Source organism: Pseudomonas sp. PS1(2021), from assembly GCF_020405165.1.
In the GTDB taxonomy this organism is placed as follows: domain Bacteria; phylum Pseudomonadota; class Gammaproteobacteria; order Pseudomonadales; family Pseudomonadaceae; genus Pseudomonas; species Pseudomonas aeruginosa.
In genome coordinates this window covers 5,505,939-5,525,859 of sequence record NZ_CP084484.1, presented here as the reverse complement: position 1 = coordinate 5,525,859, position 19,921 = coordinate 5,505,939, and the positions used below count along the sequence as shown (strand labels likewise).

General features: G+C 67.6%; 20 protein-coding genes and 1 other RNA gene. 14 read left to right on the top strand and 7 right to left on the bottom strand.

From position 1 onward, the window contains the following. Window positions 1–40: 40 nt before the first annotated feature. The 4 genes from LE197_RS26335 (at window position 41) to LE197_RS26320 (ending at window position 5,615) form a co-directional block, all read left to right on the top strand. Entirely contained in the window at window positions 41–460 is a 420-nt protein-coding gene (locus LE197_RS26335) for a flagellar basal body-associated protein FliL (protein ID WP_003096328.1), read from the top strand. Window positions 461–666: 206 nt separating this feature from the next. Next, window positions 667–1,740 (top strand): HlyD family secretion protein, encoded by a 1,074-nt coding sequence (locus LE197_RS26330; RefSeq protein ID WP_003099200.1) that lies wholly within the window; start codon window positions 667–669, stop codon window positions 1,738–1,740. Next, on the top strand, window positions 1,737–4,487 hold the full coding sequence (gene rbbA / locus LE197_RS26325) for a ribosome-associated ATPase/putative transporter RbbA (protein ID WP_003457794.1): 2,751 nt from the start codon (window positions 1,737–1,739) through the stop codon (window positions 4,485–4,487). The genes LE197_RS26330 and rbbA overlap by 4 nt, the downstream gene beginning before the upstream one ends. Before the next feature lie 3 nt (window positions 4,488–4,490). After that, window positions 4,491–5,615, top strand: coding sequence for an ABC transporter permease (locus LE197_RS26320; RefSeq protein ID WP_003099197.1), 1,125 nt, complete (start codon window positions 4,491–4,493; stop codon window positions 5,613–5,615). A gap of 9 nt (window positions 5,616–5,624) precedes the next feature. Here LE197_RS26320 and LE197_RS26315 read toward each other — a convergent pair whose 3' ends face one another. Continuing rightward, on the bottom strand, window positions 5,625–6,083 hold the full coding sequence (locus tag LE197_RS26315) for an EVE domain-containing protein (RefSeq protein WP_019681682.1): 459 nt from the start codon (window positions 6,081–6,083) through the stop codon (window positions 5,625–5,627). Between the two features lie 184 nt (window positions 6,084–6,267). On the opposite strand from LE197_RS26315, the gene LE197_RS36955 reads away from it, so the two are divergent. Then, window positions 6,268–6,399 carry a hypothetical protein gene (locus tag LE197_RS36955; protein WP_003096323.1) on the top strand — a complete coding sequence of 44 codons (132 nt, stop codon included), beginning with the start codon at window positions 6,268–6,270 and terminating at the stop codon, window positions 6,397–6,399. Between the two features lie 50 nt (window positions 6,400–6,449). On the opposite strand, the gene LE197_RS26310 is transcribed toward LE197_RS36955, so the two are convergent. From LE197_RS26310 to LE197_RS26295, 4 genes are all read right to left on the bottom strand, one after another. Continuing rightward, window positions 6,450–7,061, bottom strand: a complete 612-nt coding sequence (locus tag LE197_RS26310) for a 5-formyltetrahydrofolate cyclo-ligase (protein ID WP_003096321.1) — start codon at window positions 7,059–7,061, stop codon at window positions 6,450–6,452. 9 nt (window positions 7,062–7,070) lie between these two features. Then, window positions 7,071–7,249: non-coding RNA, 6S RNA (ssrS, locus tag LE197_RS26305), on the bottom strand. A 33-nt stretch (window positions 7,250–7,282) separates the two neighbouring features. Beyond that, entirely contained in the window at window positions 7,283–7,597 is a 315-nt protein-coding gene (locus LE197_RS26300; protein WP_003096316.1) for a cell division protein ZapA, read from the bottom strand. Continuing rightward, window positions 7,594–7,803, bottom strand: coding sequence for a TIGR02449 family protein (locus LE197_RS26295; protein WP_003096314.1), 210 nt, complete (start codon window positions 7,801–7,803; stop codon window positions 7,594–7,596). Before LE197_RS26295 ends, LE197_RS26300 begins: the two co-directional genes overlap by 4 nt. Before the next feature lie 188 nt (window positions 7,804–7,991). On the opposite strand from LE197_RS26295, the gene LE197_RS26290 reads away from it, so the two are divergent. From LE197_RS26290 to LE197_RS26270, 5 genes are read left to right on the top strand one after another with little or no spacing between them, the layout of a single operon-like run. Then, entirely contained in the window at window positions 7,992–8,546 is a 555-nt protein-coding gene (locus LE197_RS26290; protein WP_003099193.1) for a YecA family protein, read from the top strand. Between the two features lie 9 nt (window positions 8,547–8,555). Then, window positions 8,556–9,890, top strand: coding sequence for a Xaa-Pro aminopeptidase (gene pepP, locus LE197_RS26285; protein ID WP_003096308.1), 1,335 nt, complete (start codon window positions 8,556–8,558; stop codon window positions 9,888–9,890). 7 nt (window positions 9,891–9,897) lie between these two features. Then, window positions 9,898–11,082 carry a 2-octaprenyl-6-methoxyphenyl hydroxylase gene (gene ubiH / locus LE197_RS26280; RefSeq protein ID WP_003096305.1) on the top strand — a complete coding sequence of 395 codons (1,185 nt, stop codon included), beginning with the start codon at window positions 9,898–9,900 and terminating at the stop codon, window positions 11,080–11,082. A 4-nt stretch (window positions 11,083–11,086) separates the two neighbouring features. Beyond that, window positions 11,087–11,569 carry a hotdog fold domain-containing protein gene (locus LE197_RS26275; protein ID WP_003099189.1) on the top strand — a complete coding sequence of 161 codons (483 nt, stop codon included), beginning with the start codon at window positions 11,087–11,089 and terminating at the stop codon, window positions 11,567–11,569. A 28-nt stretch (window positions 11,570–11,597) separates the two neighbouring features. Continuing rightward, complete coding sequence (locus LE197_RS26270; protein WP_023108876.1) at window positions 11,598–12,815, top strand: 2-octaprenyl-3-methyl-6-methoxy-1,4-benzoquinol hydroxylase; 1,218 nt, start codon at window positions 11,598–11,600, stop codon at window positions 12,813–12,815. Between the two features lie 36 nt (window positions 12,816–12,851). Here the strand turns inward: LE197_RS26270 and LE197_RS26265 are convergent, their stop codons facing one another. Continuing rightward, window positions 12,852–13,673: a hypothetical protein gene (locus tag LE197_RS26265; protein ID WP_003118038.1), complete on the bottom strand. Its 822-nt coding sequence runs from the start codon at window positions 13,671–13,673 to the stop codon at window positions 12,852–12,854. A gap of 38 nt (window positions 13,674–13,711) precedes the next feature. Continuing rightward, window positions 13,712–14,905, bottom strand: a complete 1,194-nt coding sequence (locus tag LE197_RS26260; RefSeq protein WP_023108875.1) for an MFS transporter — start codon at window positions 14,903–14,905, stop codon at window positions 13,712–13,714. A gap of 96 nt (window positions 14,906–15,001) precedes the next feature. Between LE197_RS26260 and LE197_RS26255 the strand changes: the two genes are divergently transcribed. From LE197_RS26255 to gcvT, 4 genes are all read left to right on the top strand, one after another. After that, window positions 15,002–15,916, top strand: coding sequence for a LysR family transcriptional regulator (locus LE197_RS26255; protein ID WP_003099180.1), 915 nt, complete (start codon window positions 15,002–15,004; stop codon window positions 15,914–15,916). A gap of 67 nt (window positions 15,917–15,983) precedes the next feature. Further along, on the top strand, window positions 15,984–16,982 hold the full coding sequence (locus LE197_RS26250; protein WP_023108874.1) for an extracellular solute-binding protein: 999 nt from the start codon (window positions 15,984–15,986) through the stop codon (window positions 16,980–16,982). A 67-nt stretch (window positions 16,983–17,049) separates the two neighbouring features. Then, window positions 17,050–18,669, top strand: a complete 1,620-nt coding sequence (locus tag LE197_RS26245) for an ABC transporter permease (RefSeq protein WP_003099178.1) — start codon at window positions 17,050–17,052, stop codon at window positions 18,667–18,669. 149 nt (window positions 18,670–18,818) lie between these two features. Further along, the gene (gene gcvT, locus LE197_RS26240; RefSeq protein ID WP_003114049.1) at window positions 18,819–19,901 is read left to right on the top strand and encodes a glycine cleavage system aminomethyltransferase GcvT; all 1,083 of its coding nucleotides are present in this window, start codon (window positions 18,819–18,821) and stop codon (window positions 19,899–19,901) included. Window positions 19,902–19,921: the final 20 nt, after the last annotated feature.

Below are 19,921 nucleotides of genomic sequence, written 5' to 3'. Positions count from 1 at the left end.
TCTGGCTATGCTTGCCGGCATTCGTCGAGGAGATGCGCCCGTGAGAACCCCCATTGCCCTGTCGCTGGCCCTGTGCCTGAGTCTGTTCCCGTCGTTCGCCTCGGCCGAGGAGGCCGCGCCGGAAGGCGAGGGCGCGAACAAGCCGGTCTACGTCGACCTGACCCCGGCGCTGGTCGGCAACTACGGCAGCGGGCCGCGCCTGCAGTACTACAAGGCCGACATCGCCCTGCAGGTGGCCGACAAGGACGCGGCGACCAAGGTCGAGCATCACGAGCCCTTGATCCGCAACCAGTTGATCATGCTGTTCGCCCAGCAGACCGACCAGAGCCTGGGTACGGTCGAGGCCAAGGAAAGCCTGCGCCAGGAGGCGCTGAAGCAGGTCCAGCAGACCCTCGAGCAGGAAGAGGGCAAGCCGCTGGTGACCGACCTGCTGTTCAACAACCTCATCGTCCAGCCCTGAGGTCAACTATCCGTTCTGTCCCGCGCTCCCGGATGCGAGGCACCGGCGATTCTGCTTTCCTGTGAGATTCGGTCGGGCGCGTCTGACGTGCATCAACACCCGCGCGCCGCCCTGGAGGGACAATCGAGCCAGTGAAGTCCGCGGCGGCCGCGCTTTCCAGCGTGAGCGCCATCGCCGCGGCCTGGCCGGACGTGCGAGGAGAAGGGATGAAACAGGAAAGCAAACGGTGGCTGAGCCGTGCCTTGATCGTGGCGGCGCTGCTCGGCGTAGGCGTGCTGGTCTGGCAGGTATCGCGACCGACCGGCCTGGGCGAGGGATTCGCCAGCGGCAACGGACGCATCGAGGCCACCGAGGTGGACGTGGCGGCCAAGCTTCCCGGGCGGGTCGCCGAGATCAAGGTCGACGAGGGCGACTTCGTCAAGGCCGGCGAAATCGTCGCGCGGATGGATACCCAGGTGCTCGAGGCGCAGTTGGCCCAGGCCCAGGCCCAGGTGCGCCAGGCGGAGAACGCCAAGCTCACCGCGACCTCGCTGGTGGCCCAGCGCGAGAGCGAGAAGAGCACCGCCCAGGCCGTGGTGGCGCAGCGCCAGGCAGAGCTGACAGCGGCGCAGAAGCGCTTCACCCGTACCGAGGCGCTGGTCAAGCGCAATGCCCTGCCGCAACAGCAACTCGACGACGATCGGGCGACCCTGCAGAGCGCCCAGGCGGCGTTGTCCGCGGCACGCTCGCAAGTGATTTCGGCGCAGGCGGCGATCGAGGCCGGGCGTTCCCAGGTAATCGAGGCGCAGTCGGCCATCGAGGCGGCCAAGGCCAGCGTCGCCCGGCTCCAGGCGGATATCGACGACAGCCTGCTCAAGGCGCCGCGCAACGGCCGCGTGCAGTACCGCGTGGCACAGCCGGGGGAAGTGCTGCCGGCCGGTGGCAAGCTCCTCAACATGGTCGACCTGGCCGACGTCTACATGACTTTCTTCCTGCCATCCATGCAGGCCGGCAGGGTCGGACTGGGCCAGGAAGTGCGCTTGGTGATCGACGCGGTGCCGGACTACGTGATCCCGGCCAAGGTGTCCTATGTCGCCAGTGTCGCCCAGTTCACCCCGAAAACGGTGGAAACCGCCAACGAGCGGGAGAAGCTGATGTTCCGGGTCAAGGCGCGGCTCGATCCGGCGCTGCTGGAAAAATACATCACCTACGTCAAGACCGGCGTGCCCGGAATGGCCTACCTGCGACTGGACCCTGAGGTCGAGTGGCCGGCCAACCTGCAGATCAAGGTTCCGCAATGACCGCTGGCGGGAGCGGCGTGGCGAGCCTCCGGGGCGTTTCGCTGCGCTACGGCGAGACGCGTGCGGTTGACGACGTCAGCCTGGAGATCCCGGCCAACCGCATGGTCGGCCTGATCGGTCCGGACGGGGTCGGCAAGTCCAGCCTGCTGGCGCTGCTGGCCGGCGCACGGAAGATGCAGGATGGCGAGATCCGCGTACTCGATGGCGACATGCGCGACCGCCGCCACCGCCGGGCGGTCTGCCCGCGCATCGCCTACATGCCCCAGGGGCTGGGCAAGAACCTCTACCCGACGCTCTCGGTGTTCGAGAACGTCGACTTCTTCGGTCGGCTGTTCGGCCACGACAAGGCCGAGCGCGAGCGGCGCATCGCCGATCTGCTGCAAAGCACCGGATTGGCGCCGTTCGCCGAGCGTCCTGCGGGCAAGCTGTCCGGCGGCATGAAGCAGAAGCTCGGGCTGTGCTGCGCGCTGATCCACGATCCCGACCTGCTGATCCTCGACGAGCCGACCACCGGCGTCGACCCGCTGTCGCGCAACCAGTTCTGGGAGCTGATCGGCCGTATCCGCGCGGGCCGCGAAGGCATGAGCGTGCTGGTCGCCACCGCCTACATGGAGGAAGCCGAGCGCTTCGACTGGCTGGTGGCGATGGACGACGGAAAGGTCCTGGCCACCGGTACGCCGCAGGAGCTGCGCGAGCGTACCGGGACGCAGAGCCTCGAGTCGGCGTTCATCGCCCTGCTGCCGGAAAGCAAGCGCGCCGGCCACCATCGATTGGTGATCCCGCCGCGACCGCAGAGCGAAGGCGCGCCGCGGATCGCCATCGAGGCCGAGGGCCTGACCTGTCGTTTCGGCGACTTCGTCGCGGTCGATCACGTCAGCTTCCGTATCGAGCGTGGGGAGATCTTCGGCTTCCTCGGCTCCAACGGCTGCGGCAAGTCCACCACCATGAAGATGCTCACCGGCCTGCTGCCGGCCAGCGAAGGCACGTGCGCGCTGTTCGGCCAGCCGGTGGACGCCAGCGACATGGCGACCCGTCGCCGGGTCGGCTACATGTCCCAGGCCTTTTCCCTGTATGCCGAGCTGAGCGTGCGGCAGAACCTGGTGTTGCACGCCCGGCTGTTCCACCTGCCGGCGGATGGCATCCCGGCACGGGTCGGCGAAATGCTCCGGCGCTTCGACCTGGAGAAGGTGGCCGACGAGCTGCCCAACGACCTGCCGCTGGGCATTCGCCAGCGTCTGTCGTTGGCGGTGGCGGTGATCCACAAGCCGGAGATCCTGATCCTCGACGAGCCCACCTCGGGGGTCGATCCGGTGGCTCGCGACGGCTTCTGGGAACTGATGGTCGAGCTGTCGCGCCGCGACGGGGTGACCATCTTCATTTCCACCCACTTCATGAACGAGGCCCAGCGCTGCGATCGCATCTCGCTGATGCATGCCGGCAAGGTACTGGCCAGCGATACTCCCGATGAGCTGGTGCGCCAGCGTGGCCTGCCGACCCTGGAAGCGACCTTCATCGCGTACCTGGAAGAAGCCGCCGGTGCCGCCGCGCCAGCGCAACCGGCCGAGGCGCCGGCCGTCGCGGAGCAGCCCGGCGATGGCCAGGGGCGCCAGGCGCAACGCGAACGCTTCAGCCCCCTGCGGCTGTTCAGCTATGCGCGCCGCGAAGCCATGGAACTGCGCCGCGACCCGATCCGCCTGACCCTGGCCCTGCTCGGCACCGCGCTGCTGATGTTCATCATCGGCTACGGCATCAACATGGACGTCGAGGACCTCTCCTGGGCGGTCCTCGACCGTGACCAGACCACCACCAGCCAGGCCTACGCGCTGAATATCGCCGGCTCGCGCTATTTCGTCGAACATGCGCCGATCACCGACCCGGACGACCTCGACCGGCGCCTGCGCAGCGGCGAGCTGAGCCTGGCGGTGGAGATTCCGCCGAACTTCGGGCGCGATCTCAAGCGTGGCTCCGATCCGGCCATCGGCGTGTGGATCGACGGAGCGATGCCGACCCGTGCCAACACCGTGCTCGGCTACGTGCAGGGTCTGCACACCAGCTACCTGGCGGACCTCTCGCGGCAGGCGGGTGGGGCCGAGGCCAGCGCGGCGGCCAGCACCGAGGTGCGCTATCGCTACAACCCCGACGTGGAAAGCCTGAAGGCGATGGTGCCGGCGGTGATCCCGCTGCTGCTGATCATGATCCCGGCCATGCTCACCGCCCTCGGCGTGGTGCGCGAAAAGGAACTGGGTTCGATCACCAACCTCTATGTCACCCCGGTGACGCGCCTGGAGTTCCTGGTCGGCAAGCAGCTGCCCTACGTCGCCATGGGCATGATCAACTTCCTGCTGATGCTGGTCCTGGCCATCGTGGTATTTCGCGTGCCGCTCAAGGGCAGCTTCCTGGCGTTGACCATCGGCGCTTTCCTCTATGTGGTCACCAGCACTGGCCTAGGGCTGTTCCTCTCGACGTTCATGCGCAGCCAGATCGCCGCTGTATTCGGCGTGGCGATCGCCACCATGATCCCGGCGATCCAGTTCTCCGGGCTGATCCACCCGGTGTCCTCGCTGGAGGGTGCGGCGGCCTGGATCGGCAAGCTCTATCCGACCTCGCATTTCCTGGTGGTCAGCCGCGGCGCCTTTTCCAAATCGCTGGGCCTGTCCGATCTCTGGGCCTACTACCTGCCGCTTGCCGCTTCCATCGTGGTGCTGACCCTGCTCAGCGTGGCCTGCCTGAAGAAGCAGGAGGACTGAGCGATGCGCAGCCTGGCCAACATCTTCAACCTGGGCATCAAGGAGTTCCGCAGTCTCGGCCGCGACTACGCGATGCTGGCACTGATCGTCTGGGCCTTCACCCTGGGCGTCTACAGTTCCGCCACCGGTATTCCGGAAACCTTGCATCACGCGCCGATCGCGGTGGTCGACGAGGACCGCTCGCAGCTCTCGTCGCGTATCGTCAATGCCTTCCAGCCCCCATACTTCCGGCCGCCGGAAATGATCGGACATGCCGAGATGGATCGCGGCATGGACGTCGGCCTGTATACCTTCACCCTCGATATTCCGCCGGACTTCCAGCGCGACGTGCTCGCCGGGCGCAAGCCCTCGATCCAGGTCAACGTCGACGCGACCCAGACCGGGCAGGCCTTCTCCGGCGCGGGCTACATCCAGAACATCGTCGCCACCGAGGTGCGCGAATTCGTCAGCCGCTACCGCGCGGAGCCGAGCATGCCGGCGCAGATCGAGGTGCGCATGGAATTCAACCCGAACCTGACCCAGGCCTGGTTCGGTGGGGTGATGGAAGTGATCAACCAGATCACCATGCTGTCGATCATCCTCACCGGCGCCGCGCTGATCCGCGAGCGCGAGCACGGCACCGTCGAGCACCTGCTGGTGATGCCGCTGTCGGCCTTCGAGATCATGATGGCCAAGGTCTGGTCGATGGGGTTGGTGGTGCTGGTGGCGGCGGGGCTCTCGTTGCAGTGGGTGGTGCGTGGCTGGCTGGACGTGCCGATCAGCGGCTCGGTGGGACTGTTCCTGCTCGGCGCCGGATTGCATCTGTTCGCCACCACCTCCATGGGCATATTCCTCGGCACGGTGGCGCGTTCGATGCCGCAGCTCGGACTGTTGACCATCCTCGTGCTGCTGCCGCTGAACATTCTTTCGGGCGGCACCACGCCACGGGAAAGCATGCCGGAACTGGTGCAGAACATCATGCTGGCGGCGCCGACCACGCATTTCGTCAGCCTGGCCCAGGCGATCCTGTTCCGCGGCGCCGGTTTCGACATCGTCTGGCCGCAGTTCGCCGGTATCGTGGTGATCGGTTCGGCGTTCTTCTTCGGCGCGCTCTGGCGTTTCCGCCGGACCATCTCGCAGATGGCCTGAGCGATGGCTTCAGCGTTTCGCCAGCGGCAGGATCGCCTGCCATTCCTCGGCGCTGACCGGCATTACCGAGAGGCGGCTGCCCTTCTGCACCAGGGCGAGGTTGGCCAGGGCGTCCTGGGCCTTCAGCCGGGCCAGTGGAACGACCTCGGCGAAGGCTTCGACGAAGCTGACGTCGCGGGCGCTCCAGGGGTTCTTCCCGGCGCTGGCCTTGGGGTCGTGGTAGGGGCTGGCGGGATCCAGGGCCGTGGGATCGGGGTAGGCTTCGCTCTCGATGCGGGCGATACCGGCGATGCCGGGCTGCGGGCAACTGGAGTGGTAGAAGAAGAACAGGTCGCCGGGGTTCATGCTGCGGATGAAGTTGCGCGCCTGGTAGTTGCGCACGCCATCCCAGCGGGCGGTTCCGAGGCGCTGCAGGTCGCGGATCGAGAGTTCGTCCGGCTCGGATTTCATCAGCCAGTAGGCAGGCATGAACTTTGCTCCTCTTTCGTAGATGTACGTAGGAAACGTCTGCGCGTGACCACCGGTCGCCGGTGTAATTGCGTATGACTTCAGCTTATCGGAAAATGCCGTTTTTCAGCGGGGCAGGGTGCTCAGGCGATAAGATAATCGCAAGGACCGGCCTCGAAAATTGCCTGGAAGGGGGAGGCAATCGATGAAGCGCAAGCCAGACTTGCTGTGGGTTTTGGTCATCATCTTCGGACTTGGGGTCGTCACCACCGGTTATACCCAGAGCCTCTGGGAACGACAGGCCAGTACGCCCGCCCAGGTGACGCAACAGCCGTAAGACTCGCCGGGTATCGCATGGAACGCGGTACCCAGGGTTCTCCCTCCTTCCTAGCGTTTCCCTGCCACGTACCAGCCCGCATCGGTCACCGTTCCCGCCAGGGGAATGTCCCAGCTGGCCAGCGCCAGTCGATCCACCTTCTGACATTCATGGGCCAGGCCGATCAGCGTCGGTTTGTGACCATTTTTGCGCCTCGCCAGGTAGGCCAGGCTGCGGTCGTAGAAGCCGCCGCCCATGCCCAGGCGCCCGCCCTGTTCGTCGAACCCCACCAGCGGCAGCAGTACCAGGTCCAGCGCCCAGGCCTTGCGCTGGCGGCCGGCGTCGGCCAGCGGTTCGCTGATGCGGAAGCGGTTGCGGGTCCAGCGTTCGCCGCTGCCGACCCGCTGGAATACCATGCGCGTCCGCGGCCAGGGCGCCAGCACCGGCAGGTAGGTGGCCTTGCCGCGCTTCTGCGCCGCACGCAGCAGCGGACGCGGGTCGATCTCGCCGTCGTTGGGCAGGTACAGGGCGATATGGCGGGCACGGCGGAAAAGGGGATGCTGCGCCAGTTGTCGATAGAGGGCGCGGGCGGCGAGGCGTTGCTGCAGGGGGGAGAGCGCGCGGCGCGCCTGGCGGAGCTTGCGGCGCAGGGCCGGGCGGCTGAGGTCTTGCGATTCGATCATGTGGAAAGGTAGCTCCCCGGTCGTGCCGCTGTCGGGTTAGCCCTTGAACCCGAAAGTTCAAGGTGGCGGTTGCAGTAGACCTTAAGGCTTTCCGTCGTGCGGACATGCACACCGGTCCAACTGGCAACCTCCGTTGTTGCAGTTATCGGCTCAGGGACATCACCGACTGGCCAACACACCAGGGAGCGGAGGCCAGTATACCCGAATTGGCCGCGCCCGGGTCAGGCTTCGCCGGCATCGGCCGGATTCGCCAGGGCGCGGTCGACGCGATCGAGCAGTTCGCGCACGCGCTCGCGGGTCGAGCTGCTTTCCTGGTCCAGGCGCTCCTTGCGGTGCAGCAGGTCGTGGGTGATGTTGAGGGCGGCCATCACGGCAACCCGGTCGGCGCCGATGACTTTGCCGCTGGAGCGGATCTCGCGCATCTTGCCGTCCAGGTAACGGGCGGCGCTTTCCAGGTTGGCGCGCTCGTCGTCCGGGCAATTGATGCAGTATTCCTTGTCGAGAATCTGCACGGTGAGGGTATTCGACTGGCTCATGTGTCCTGCTCCAAGGCTTTCAGACGCAAAATCATCGCTTCGACCTTGTGTCTCGCCATTTCGTTCTTTTCGATCAGATGAGCGCGCTCTTCGCGCCAGGACTTTTCGTTCGCCCGCAGCAGCCGGTTCTCCGCCTTGAGCTGTTCCAGCTTCTGGAGCAGCTGGTCGAACTTGGCCGTCAACAATTGCAGATCGGCGTCTTCCATGGGCTCTCGCTTGGGAATTGGGGTGATTGGACAACTATATAGGATCGTCCCCGGTCGGGGCCAATGCCCCGGCCGGGCCGGCGCGCCGGCAACCGGTCGCATGGTCTTGCCGGGGCGGGCGGTGCTAGGATAACCATCTTCATTTCACGTGTAGCGCCCCAATGGCGCCCAGCCGTCAGGGTCCCGAGATGTCCACTCAGAATTCCGCCTACAGCGCCTTTTCCTCCCTTCTCGCCGAGGCGGCCATGCCGGTCTCGCCGGCCGAACTGCACGGCCATCTGCTGGGTCGGGTCTGCGCCGGCGCCGGCTTCGACGAGGCCGCCTGGCAACACGCTGCCGCCGAACTGCTCGGCGGCGCGCCGGGCGAACGACTCAAGGCCGCGTTGTCCGGCCTGCTCGGCATGGTCCGGCAGGACTTTTCCGCCGGCGAGGTCGCCGTCGTCATGCTCCTGCCCGACGACGAAACCCCGCTCGCCCAGCGCACCGAGGCGCTCGGCCAATGGTGCCAGGGTTTCCTCGCCGGTTTCGGCCTCACCGCCCGCGAAGGCAGCCTGACCGGCGAAGCCGAGGAAGTGCTGCAGGACATGGCCGCCATCGCCCAGGTCCAGGGCCAGCTGGAAGACAGCGAGGACGGCGAGACGGACTATATGGAAGTCATGGAATACCTGCGGGTCGCTCCGCTGCTGCTGTTCGCCGAGTGCGGCAAGCCGCTGGAGCCCGCTCCCAAGCCTTCACTGCACTGAGGTTTCTGCATGATCCGTATCCCCAAGTCGGAGTACGCCCGTCGGCGCAAGGCGCTGATGGCGCAGATGGAACCCAACAGCATCGCCATCCTGCCGGCGGCGCCGATGTACATCCGCAATCGCGACGTCGAGCATGTCTACCGCCAGGACAGCGACTTCCAGTACCTCACCGGCTTCCCCGAGCCGGAGGCGGTGATGGCGCTGATTCCCGGCCGTGCCCACGGCGAATACGTGCTTTTCTGCCGCGAGCGGGATCCGGAGCGTGAACTGTGGGACGGCCTGCGCGCCGGCCAGGACGGTGCGATCGGCCAGTACGGCGCCGACGACGCCTTTCCCATCGGCGATATCGACGACATCCTGCCCGGCCTGATCGAAGGCCGCGACCGGGTCTACTACGCCCTTGGCGCCAATCCCGACTTCGACCGCCGGCTGATGGACTGGATCAACGTGATCCGCTCCAAGGCCCGCCAGGGCGCGCAGCCGCCGAACGAGTTCGTTGCCCTCGACCACCTGCTGCACGACCAGCGGCTGTACAAGAGCGCCAACGAAGTGAAGGTCATGCGCTACGCCGCCGAGGTCTCCGCCCGGGCGCACATCCGGGCGATGGAGGTGTGCCGGCCGGGGCTGTTCGAGTACCACCTGGAAGCCGAACTGGAATACGAGTTCCGCAAGGGCGGGGCGAAGATGCCGGCCTACGGCTCGATCGTCGCCGCCGGACGCAACGCCTGCATCCTGCACTACCGCGAGAACGATGCGGCGATCAAGGACGGCGACCTGATCCTGATCGATGCCGGCTGCGAGATCGACTGCTACGCCAGCGACATCACCCGTACCTTCCCCGCCAATGGCCGCTTCAGTCCCGAGCAGAAGGCGATCTACGAACTGGTGCTGGAAGCCAACATGGCGGCGTTCGACTACATCGCCCCCGGTCGCCACTGGAACGAGGCCCATGAGGCCACCGTACGGGTCATCACCGCCGGGCTGGTGCGCCTGGGCCTGCTGGAGGGCGACGTCGACGAGCTGATCGCCCACGAGGCCTACAAGGCTTTCTACATGCACCGCGCCGGCCACTGGCTGGGGATGGACGTGCACGACGTCGGCGAGTACCGCGTCGGCGGCGAATGGCGGGTGCTCGAACCGGGCATGGCGATGACCGTCGAGCCGGGCATTTACATCGCCCCGGACAATACCTCGGTGGCGAAGAAGTGGCGCGGTATCGGCGTACGCATCGAGGACGACGTGGTGGTCACCCGCAATGGCTGCGAAGTGCTGACCAACGGCGTGCCGAAGACCGTCGCCGAGATCGAGGCGCTGATGGCCGCGGCCAAGAGCGAGGCAGCCTGAGGTGACGATGAGCAAGGTCAACCTGGCGATCATCGGCGGGGGCCTGGTCGGCGCCTCGCTGGCGCTGGCCCTGCAGGCCGGCGCTCGGGAGCGCGGCTGGTCGATCGTGCTGATCGAACCCTTCGCCCCCGGCAATGCCTACCAGCCCAGCTACGACGCCCGCTCTTCGGCGCTGTCCTACGGCAGCCGGCAGATCTACGAGCGACTCGGCCTGTGGCCGGCGATCGCCGAGCGCGCCGAGCCGATCCTGCATATCCATGTTTCCGACCGCGGCCGCTTCGGCGCCACCCGCCTGACCGCCATTGAGGAAGGCGTGCCGGCGCTGGGCTACGTGGTGGAGAACGCCTGGCTCGGCCAGTGCCTGTGGAAGGCGCTCGACCCCGAGGTGGTGCGCTGGCACTGCCCGGCCGAAGTGAAGACCCTGGAAGCCCGGGAGGGCGGTTACCGGCTTACCCTCGACGACGAGACGCAACTCGATTGCGAGCTGGCGATCCTCGCCGATGGCGGTCGTTCCGGGCTGCGCGAACAACTCGGCATCGCCGTGGAGCAGACGCCGTACCGGCAGACTGCGCTGATCGCCAACGTATCGCCCTCCGAGGCGCACCTCGGGCAGGCCTTCGAGCGCTTCACCCCCAGCGGTCCGATGGCCCTGCTGCCGTTGCCGGAGAACCGTTGCGCGCTGATCTGGACCCGCCCAGGCAAGGACGCCGAACGTCTGCGTGGCCTCGATGACGCGGCCTTCCTCGGCGAGCTGCAGGCTGCCTTCGGCTACCGCCTCGGCGCCTTCCGCCAGGTCGGCGCACGGCACTGCTACCCCTTGCACCTGGTCGAGGCCCGCGAGCAGGTGCGTCCGCACCTGGTGGTGCTGGGCAACGCTGCGCACAGTCTGCACCCCATCGCCGGCCAGGGATTCAACCTGTCGTTGCGCGACACCCTGGCGCTGGTCGACGCCCTGCTCCACGACGACGCGCCGCTGGGCGAGTTCGCCGTGCTGCAGCGCTACCTCGATGGGCAGCGCCTGGACCAGCAGATGACCGTCGGCTTCTCCGACCGGGTGACCCGGCTGTTCTCCAACGACCGCGCGCTGCTCGGCGCCGGGCGCAACCTCGGCCTGCTCGGGCTCGACCTGCTGCCGCCGGCCAAGCGCTGGTTCGCCCGTCAGGCCATGGGCCTCGGCGCGCGGCCGCTGTAGCGCCATGCCGGTCTGGTCGAGGGCGCGCAAGGCCCGCCTGCTGCGCTTCGCCATGAACCTCTACCCGCCCTTCCTGGGGGCGGGCATCCGTGTGCGGCACATCGCCGGCGATTTCCGCGAGGTTCGGGTGCGCATGGGCCTGAACCGGCTCAATCGCAACTATGTAGGCACCCAGTTCGGTGGCAGCCTCTACGCGATGACCGACCCGTTCTTCATGCTGATGCTGATGGAGAACCTGGGCCGCGACTACGTGGTCTGGGACAAGGCGGCCAACATCGAGTTCGTCAGCCCGGGCAAGGGCCCGGTGCATGCGCATTTCAGCATCGACCAGAAGCTGCTCGACGAGGTCCGTGAGCGGACCGCCGGCGGCGAGAAGTACCTGCCCCGGCTGCACGCCGAAGTGCGCGACGACGCCGGCACCCTGGTGGCGCGGGTTCAGAAAACCCTGTACGTGCGGCTCAAGCCGCGCCTGCGGAACGCGGCCTGAAGAGGGCCCACGAGTGGAGAACGAGGATATGCACGCGGATCTGGTCATCGTCGGCGCCGGCATGGTCGGTAGCGCCCTGGCCCTGGCCCTGGAGGGCAGCGGCCTGGAGGTGCTGCTGGTGGACGGCGGCTCGCTCGACGTGGCGCCGTTCAAGCCGGAGGCGCCCTACGAGCCGCGGGTCAGCGCGCTGTCCGAAGCCAGCCGGCGGATTCTCCAGCGCCTGCACGCCTGGGACGGCATCGTCGCGCGCCGCGCCGAGCCCTATCGCGAGATGCAGGTGTGGGATGGCTCCGGCACCGGGCGGATCGGCTTCAGCGCCGCCAGCGTGCACGCCGAGGTGCTCGGCCATATCGTCGAGAACCGGGTGGTGCAGGACGCTCTGCTGGAACGCCTGCACGATTCCACCACCGGCCTGCTGGCCAACGCGCGCCTGGAACAGATGCGCCACTCCGGTGACGACTGGCTGCTGACCCTGGCCGACGGCCGTCAGTTGCGCGCGCCGCTGGTGGTCGCTGCTGACGGCGCCAACTCGGCGGTACGCCGCCTGGCCGGCTGCGCCACCCGCGAATGGGATTACCTGCACCACGCCATCGTCACCAGCGTGCGCTGCGAGAACGCGCACCGCGCAACCGCCTGGCAGCGCTTCACCGACGACGGCCCGCTGGCCTTCCTGCCCCTGCCGGACCGCGGCGACGAACACTGGTGCTCGATCGTCTGGTCGACCACCCCGGAACAGGCAGAACGGCTGATGGCGCTGGACGAGGATGGCTTCCGCGCTGCCCTCGGCGAAGCTTTCGAACGGCGCCTGGGCGCCATCCTGCATGCCGACCGGCGCCTGTGCATCCCGCTGCGCCAGCGGCACGCCAAGCGTTACGTCGAGCCGGGCCTGGCGCTGGTCGGCGATGCTGCGCACACCATCCACCCGCTGGCCGGACAGGGCGTGAACCTGGGCTTCCTCGATGCGGCGGTGCTGTCCGAGGTCCTGTTGCACGCCCTGGAGCGCGGCGAACGGCTTGCCGACGAACGCGTGCTGAGTCGCTTCGAGCGGCGGCGGATGCCGCACAACCTGGGCATGATGACGGCGATGGAAGGCTTCGAGCGCCTGTTCCAGGCCGACCGGTTGCCGCTGCGCTGGCTGCGCAACGCCGGCCTGCGCCTGGTCGACGGCCATCACGAGGCGAAGGCGCTGTTCGTCCGCCAGGCGCTTGGCCTCAGCGGCGACCTGCCGATGCTGGCACGAGTCTGAGCGGGGCGGCCCCCCTGACGGGAGGGCCGCCAGTCCTCAGAACAGCGCCGCGCAGTCACGCATGACCTGCGCCTTGTTGCGCAGGTAGAGCCCGAACAGGTTGCGCGCGGCTTCTTCGTTCACCTCGATTTCCATCGCCTCGACGAAGGCGTTCACCGCCGCCGTGGCGTGGGCGAAGTGATTGCTCTCGGTGCCGCCGGTGTGCACCGTTACCCAGGCCACGGTGGCGCGGGCGCGTTCGGCGGGTACGCCCATGTCGCGGCTGAACCATTCCTTGTACAGCGGGTGGATGTACTCCACCTCGCCGTGGGTATAGACCTCGTGTACCAGCGTGGTCAGCAGTCCCTGCATCAGGTCGCGCTCGCGCAGGCGCTGGCGGTCGGTCCAGTCCTTGAACGCCTGCGCCGAAGGCAGGCAGTTCTCGCGCAGCAGCCAGCGGTCGTCGCCGCAAAGGGTGGTGGCCATGGTGTAGAAAAGATCGGCATGCACGGTGTTGCCGAGGGCGCCGAGGTCTTCGTCGGTGATCCGTTGCAGGCTGCCGCAGGCTCGATAGAGCTGGTCTGCCGCTGCCGAACCCTGTTCCGAACGGGCCAGCAGGGTCAGGCGATTGGCCAGTCCGGAAACGCTGGCCGCCGAGTTGTTGGTCTTCGACCAACTGGCGAAGAACTTGCGCAGCGGCTCGACCGCCTGGCGCCGGGCGGTGACCCGGGCGAAGGCGTCCTCGATGTCCAGCAACGACGCCGTCTCGTCCCAGAAGGCCCGGAACAGTGCGTGGCGCAGGGTTCCGGCGGGCATGTCGTTGAGGACCGGCTCGATGACGCCGAGCAGCTTGCTGTGGGGGGTGATGACATGGTTCATGGCTAACCTCCTGTCGGTTCTTGTTGTTCTTGCGATGGTTACGGTCTTCCTTGCGACGCGCGCAGGGCCGCGCGTTCGGCCTGTGGTGCGGACCAGCCGTAGCGGGTCAGAAGCAACGGCAGCAACTGGGCCAGGAGGATCAGGCCCAGGCAGCCCGGCCAGCCCCAGCGCTCCCAGAATGGCGCCGGCAGTACCGCGCCGAGGCTGCCGCCGGCGTAGTAGCAGGTCAGGTAGAGGCCGACGGCACCGGCCTTGTCGGTCCCGGCGTTGCTGGCGGTGAAGGCGTTGACCGTGGACTGTGCGAGGAACACGCCGGTGGCGCTGAGGGCCAGGCCGACGAGAATCGTCGGCAGGCCCGGCGCCAGGGTCAGCAGCGAGCCGCACACGCCCAGCAGCGATGCGCCCAGCAGCAACTGGCGGTGCGGGCGGGTGCAGGCCAGGCGGCCGCTGGCGGGAATCACCAGCAGGGCGAGGAGGAACACCGCGTAGATCGAGCCGAGCTGAGCGGTGTCCAGGCTGTACGGCGGACGGCTGAGATGGATGCCGATATAGGTGAACATGGCGACCTGGGAAAAGAGGACACAGAACCCCACCGCGTAGGACGACAGCAGCGGAGCCCGGAACAGTTCACGGGATACTAAGGGGCGTTTCCCGGGCGCGGGCGCGTGCCTGCCAGAATTGGCAGGGAGCAGCGCACGGATGGCGACGGCGATGAGCAGGGTCAGCCCGGCGAGGATCCGGAAGGCGACGCGCCAATCCCATTCCTCGGTCAGCAGGCCGGTGAGGAAGCGTCCGGCGAAGCCGCCGAGGATGGTCCCGGCGACATAGAGGCTGGTCAGCTCGATGACCGCGCCGCCGCTCCAGCGTTCGCCGATGTAGGCCACGCTGCTGGCGAACAGCAGCGGAATCAGCATCCCCTCGGCGAAGCGCCAGAGCAGGAAGGCGGCGAAGCTGCCGGCATGGGCGGCCAGCAGCATGGGCACGCAGAGCAGGCTGGCGGCGAAGGCGATCACCCGGCTGCGCTCGCGGCCGCCGCTGAGCCGGCCGACGAAGGGCGCGGCGAGGGCCACCGCCAGGGTGGTGGCGGTGATGCTCCAGTTCGATTGATGGGCGCTGATGTGGAAGCTCGCCGCCAGTTCGTCGAAGATGCCCTGGGTGGTATAGAGATTGAGGAACGCAGCGCAACCGCAGAGAAACAGCGCGAGGCGGGGGAAACCCTGGGACGAATTCATGGAACGCTCTGCCTGGACGAGAAACCCCCTGTTATAGGGGCGCTCCCGACGGGCTGGCCAATACCGATTCAGGACCGATCGATACCGAGGAACCGCATGCTCGACCTACGCCGCCTGCGCTGCTTCGCAGCCGTTGCCGAAACCCTGCATTTCGGCCGCGCCGCCCAGCGCCTGCACATGGCGCAGCCGCCCTTGACCCGGCAGATATCCGCGCTGGAGGAAGAGCTGGGCTTTCGCCTGTTCGACCGCTCCAGCCGGGCGGTGACCCTCACCGCCGAGGGCAGCCTGTTCCTGCCTTACGCACGCGCCCTGCTGGACCAACTGGAGCGCACCGCCGGCTTCGCCCGCAAGCTGGCGCAGGGGCTGGCCGGCCACCTGACCCTCGGCTACGCCAGCTCCATCGCCCTGTCGGACCTGTTCACCGAGGCGATCCGACTGTTCCGCGAGCGCCATCCGGAGGTGCAACTGGAGCTGCTCGAAGGCGCTTCGGCGGCGCAATGGGCGCAGATCGCCGAAGGCGGCATCGATGTGGGGCTGGGGCGCCTGCCGCCGCCGGAAGGCCAGGTCGGCATCGAGGTGCTGGCCCTGGGCGGCGAGCCGCTGGTGGTGGCCGTGCCCAACGGCGATCCGCTGGCGCGGCAAGAGCGGATCGACCTGTACGATCTGCGTGATCGGCCGCTGATCCTGTTTCCACTGGACTACGGCTCCGGCCTCAACGAACTGATCGAGCGCCTCTACCGGAAGGCCGGGCTGGCGCTGACGAGGGGACCGGCCGGACGCCAGATCACCTCGATCATCGCCCTGGTCGCGGCCGGCCAGGGCGTTGCCCTGGTGCCGCGTTGCAGCACCGCGCTGGCCCGGGCCGGAGTCGTCTATCGCCCGCTGGCCGAGCCCGAGGCGCTGGCCGATTTCCTCGTCTTCACCCGCCGCCATGGCCGCAGCGCCGCGGTGGAGGCGTTCCTCGCCATCCTCGGTGGCTTGGACGCAGGCGAAACACCCCGACACATTTAGTCGCGCGGGTTCGCAAGCGAGATTTCTTATCATTCGTGCCTACGTTCCGCTGACGAGGCTGTTCTTCATGCAGGCAAGCAAAGCTCTACTCGCCGCCCTGGCCCTGGGCATTACCGGCCTGGCCCAGGCCGCCGACGAAGTGGTGGTGTATTCCTCGCGCATCGACGAGCTGATCAAGCCGGTGTTCGATGCCTACACCAGCAAGACCGGCGTGAAGGTCAAGTTCATCACCGACAAGGAAGCGCCGCTGATGGCGCGGATCAAGGCCGAAGGCGCTAACACCCCGGCCGACCTGCTGCTCACCGTGGACGCCGGCAACCTCTGGCAGGCCGAGCAGATGGGCCTGCTGCAACCGTTCAAGTCGGCCACCATCGAACGGAACATTCTCTCGCAGTATCGTTCCAGCACCGATAGCTGGACCGGACTGTCGCTGCGCGCGCGGACCATCGTCTACTCCACCGAGCGGGTCAAGCCGGAAGAGCTGAGCACCTACGAAGCCCTGGCCGACAAGCAATGGGAAGGCCGCCTGTGCCTGCGCACGGCGAAGAAGGTCTACAACCAGTCGCTGACCGGGACCCTGATCGAGACCCACGGGGCGCAGAAGACCGAGGAAATCCTCCAGGGCTGGGTGAACAACCTGGCCACCGACGTATTCGCCGACGACAACGCGGTGATCCAGGCGGTGGACGCCGGCCAGTGCGACGTCGGCATCGTCAATACCTACTACTACGGGCGCCTGCACAAGCAGAACCCGAACCTGCGGGTCAAGCTGTTCTGGCCGAACCAGGCCGACCGCGGCGTCCACGTCAACCTGTCGGGCATCGGCCTGACTCGCCACGCGCCGCATCCCGAGGCAGCCAAGGCGCTGGTGGAATGGATGACCGGGCCCGACGCCCAGGCGCTGTTCGCCGGGATCAACCAGGAATTCCCGGCCAACCCGCAGGTCGCGCCGTCAGCCGAAGTCGCCAGCTGGGGCAGCTTCAAGGCCGACAGCATCCCGGTGGAAGTCGCCGGCAAGCGCCAGGCCGAGGCGATTCGCCTGATGGACCGCGCCGGCTGGAACTGACCGCCGGTTATACTCGACGCCCCGGCTCGTCCGAGCGGGGCGTCGTTCGTTCCGCACCGAGGATTTCGTGGCCCATCCCGCTCCCCGCCGCTGGTACCCCATCACCTTCACCGTTGCCGCGCTGGTGCTGCTGCCGCTCAGCGTGCTGCTGCTGAGCTGGCTGGAGATCGACCGGGAAATCTGGAGCCACCTGTGGGATACCCAGTTGCCGCGCCTGCTCGGCAACACCCTGACCCTGGTGCTCGGCGTCGGCATCGGCGTGACTCTGCTCGGGGTCAGCCTGGCCTGGCTCACCAGCCTCTGCGAATTCCCCGGGCGGCGCTGGCTGGACTGGGCGCTGATGTTGCCGTTCGCGATCCCGGCCTACGTCCTGGCGTTCGTCTTCGTCGGCCTGCTGGATTTCGCCGGACCGGTGCAGAGCCTGCTGCGCGAGTGGTTCGGCAGCGGCCTGCGGTTGCCGCGCGTACGCTCCACCGGCGGGGTGATCCTGGTCCTGGTGCTGGTGTTCTATCCCTATGTCTACCTGCTCGCGCGCAGCGCCTTCATCGCCCAGGGCAAGGGCCTGATGGAAGCCGCGCGGGTTCTCGGCCTGTCGCCCTGGCAGGCGTTCCTGCGGGTCGCCCTGCCGATGGCGCGGCCGGCGATCGGCGCCGGCCTGGCGCTGGCGGTGATGGAAACCCTGGCCGACTTCGGCGCGGTATCGGTGTTCAACTTCGACACCTTCACCACCGCCATCTACAAGACCTGGTACGGCTTCTACAGCCTCTCCAGCGCCGCCCAGCTGGCCAGCCTGTTGTTGCTCGGGGTATGCCTGGTGCTGCTCGGCGAGCGCCACACGCGAGGCCGAGCCAAGGCCGCCAGCGAGCGTCCGCGCGGCGCGCCGCTGTATCGCCTGCGCGGCGCCAGGGCGCTGGCGGCGAGCGCCTGGTGCGGGCTGGTGTTCCTCTGCGCCTTCGTGATTCCCGTGGCGCAACTGGTTGTCTGGTTCTGGCGTCAGGGCCGTTTCGACCTCGACGAGCGCTACTGGGACCTGATCGGCCATACCCTGACGCTGGGCGGCATCGCCGCGCTGGCGACGGTCGCCGTGGCCCTGCTGCTGGCCTTCGCCGTGCGCCTGGCGCCGACCCGTGCTATCCGCGGCGCGGTGGGCCTGGGCAACCTCGGTTATGCGCTGCCGGGCTCGGTCCTGGCGGTTTCGATCATGCTGGCCTTCAGCTGGCTGGACAATCACTGGGTGATCCCGCTTTCCAGCGCCCTCGGCGGCGCCGGCAAGCCGCTGCTGCTGGGCAGTCTGTTCGCCCTGCTGCTGGCCTACCTGATCCGTTTCATGGCGGTGGCCTACGGGCCGCTGGAAAGCGGGCTGGCGCGGATCCGCCCGTCGCTGCCGGAAGCCTCGCGCAGCCTCGGCGTGGGCGGCCCGCTGCTGTTCCTGCGGGTCTACCTGCCGCTGTTGCTGCCGGCCTCGCTGAGCGCCGCGCTGCTGGTCTTCGTCGACGTGCTCAAGGAGATGCCGGCGACCCTGCTGATGCGTCCCTTCGGTTGGGACACCCTGGCCGTACGGATCTTCGAGATGACCAGCGAGGGCGAATGGGCGCGCGCCTCGCTGCCGGCCCTGACCCTGGTGCTGGTCGGCCTGCTACCGGTGGTCGGGTTGATTCGTCGTTCTGCCCATCATTCAGATCGCTGAGCCAGTATCCATGCAGGTCGTAGGGTCTATGCACGGATCGCGGCACGCTTCCATGGTGTCCTGCTCCGGGGCTTGCGGCTACAATGCGCGCGATTTCGTGCCGGCGGTCCCTGCCGACGGCACCCGCTACGCCCGGAAGGAGAATACCCATGGGATTGCGCACCCCGCTTTACGAGCTGCACGTCGCGCTCGGCGCCAAGATGGTCGATTTCGGCGGTTGGGACATGCCGCTGCACTACGGTTCGCAGGTCGAGGAGCACCATCAGGTCCGGCGTGACTGCGGCGTCTTCGACGTGTCCCACATGACCGTGGTCGACGTCGCCGGCGAGCAGGCCACGGCCTATCTGCAGCATCTCCTGGCGAACGACGTGGCGCGTCTCGGCGAAACCGGCAAGGCGCTCTACAGCGCGATGCTCAACGAAGAGGGCGGGGTGGTCGACGACCTGATCGTCTACCTGACCGAGCACGGCTACCGGGTGGTGGTCAATGCTTCCACCCGCGACAAGGACATCGCCTGGATGCAGGCGCAGGCCGCCGGCTTCAAGGTCGACCTGCAGGAACGCGGCGACCTGGCGATGCTCGCCATCCAGGGCCCCAACGCCCGCGTGCACAGCTCCGAACTGGTGTCCCCGGCACGCGCCGCACTGATACGCGAACTCAAGCCGTTCCAGGGCCGTGCCGAGGGCGACTGGTTCATCGCCCGCACCGGCTACACCGGCGAGGACGGCCTGGAAATCATGCTGCCGGCCGCCGAGGCGCCGGGTTTCCTCAACGAGCTGGTTGGCGCCGGGATCTCCCCGGCGGGCCTGGGTGCGCGCGATACGCTGCGCCTGGAGGCCGGGCTCAATCTCTACGGCCAGGACATGGACGAAAGCGTTTCCCCGCTTGCCGCCAACATGGGCTGGACCGTAGCCTGGGAGCCGGTTGCGCGGGACTTCGTCGGCCGCCGCGCGCTGGAAGCGCAGAAGGCCGCCGGCGACCAGCCGAAGCTGGTCGGCCTGGTTCTGGAGGAGCGCGGCGTGCTGCGCGCCCACCAGGTGGTGCGGGTAGCTGGCATTGGTGAGGGGGAGATCACCAGCGGCAGCTTTTCGCCTACCCTGAACAAGTCCATCGCGCTGGCCCGCGTGCCGGCCGCCACCGGCGACCGCGCCGAGGTGGAAATCCGCGGCAAGTGGTACCCGGTACGGGTGGTCCAGCCCAGTTTCGTGCGTCACGGCAAGCCCCTGATCTAACCTGGCAATGGCGACCGCCG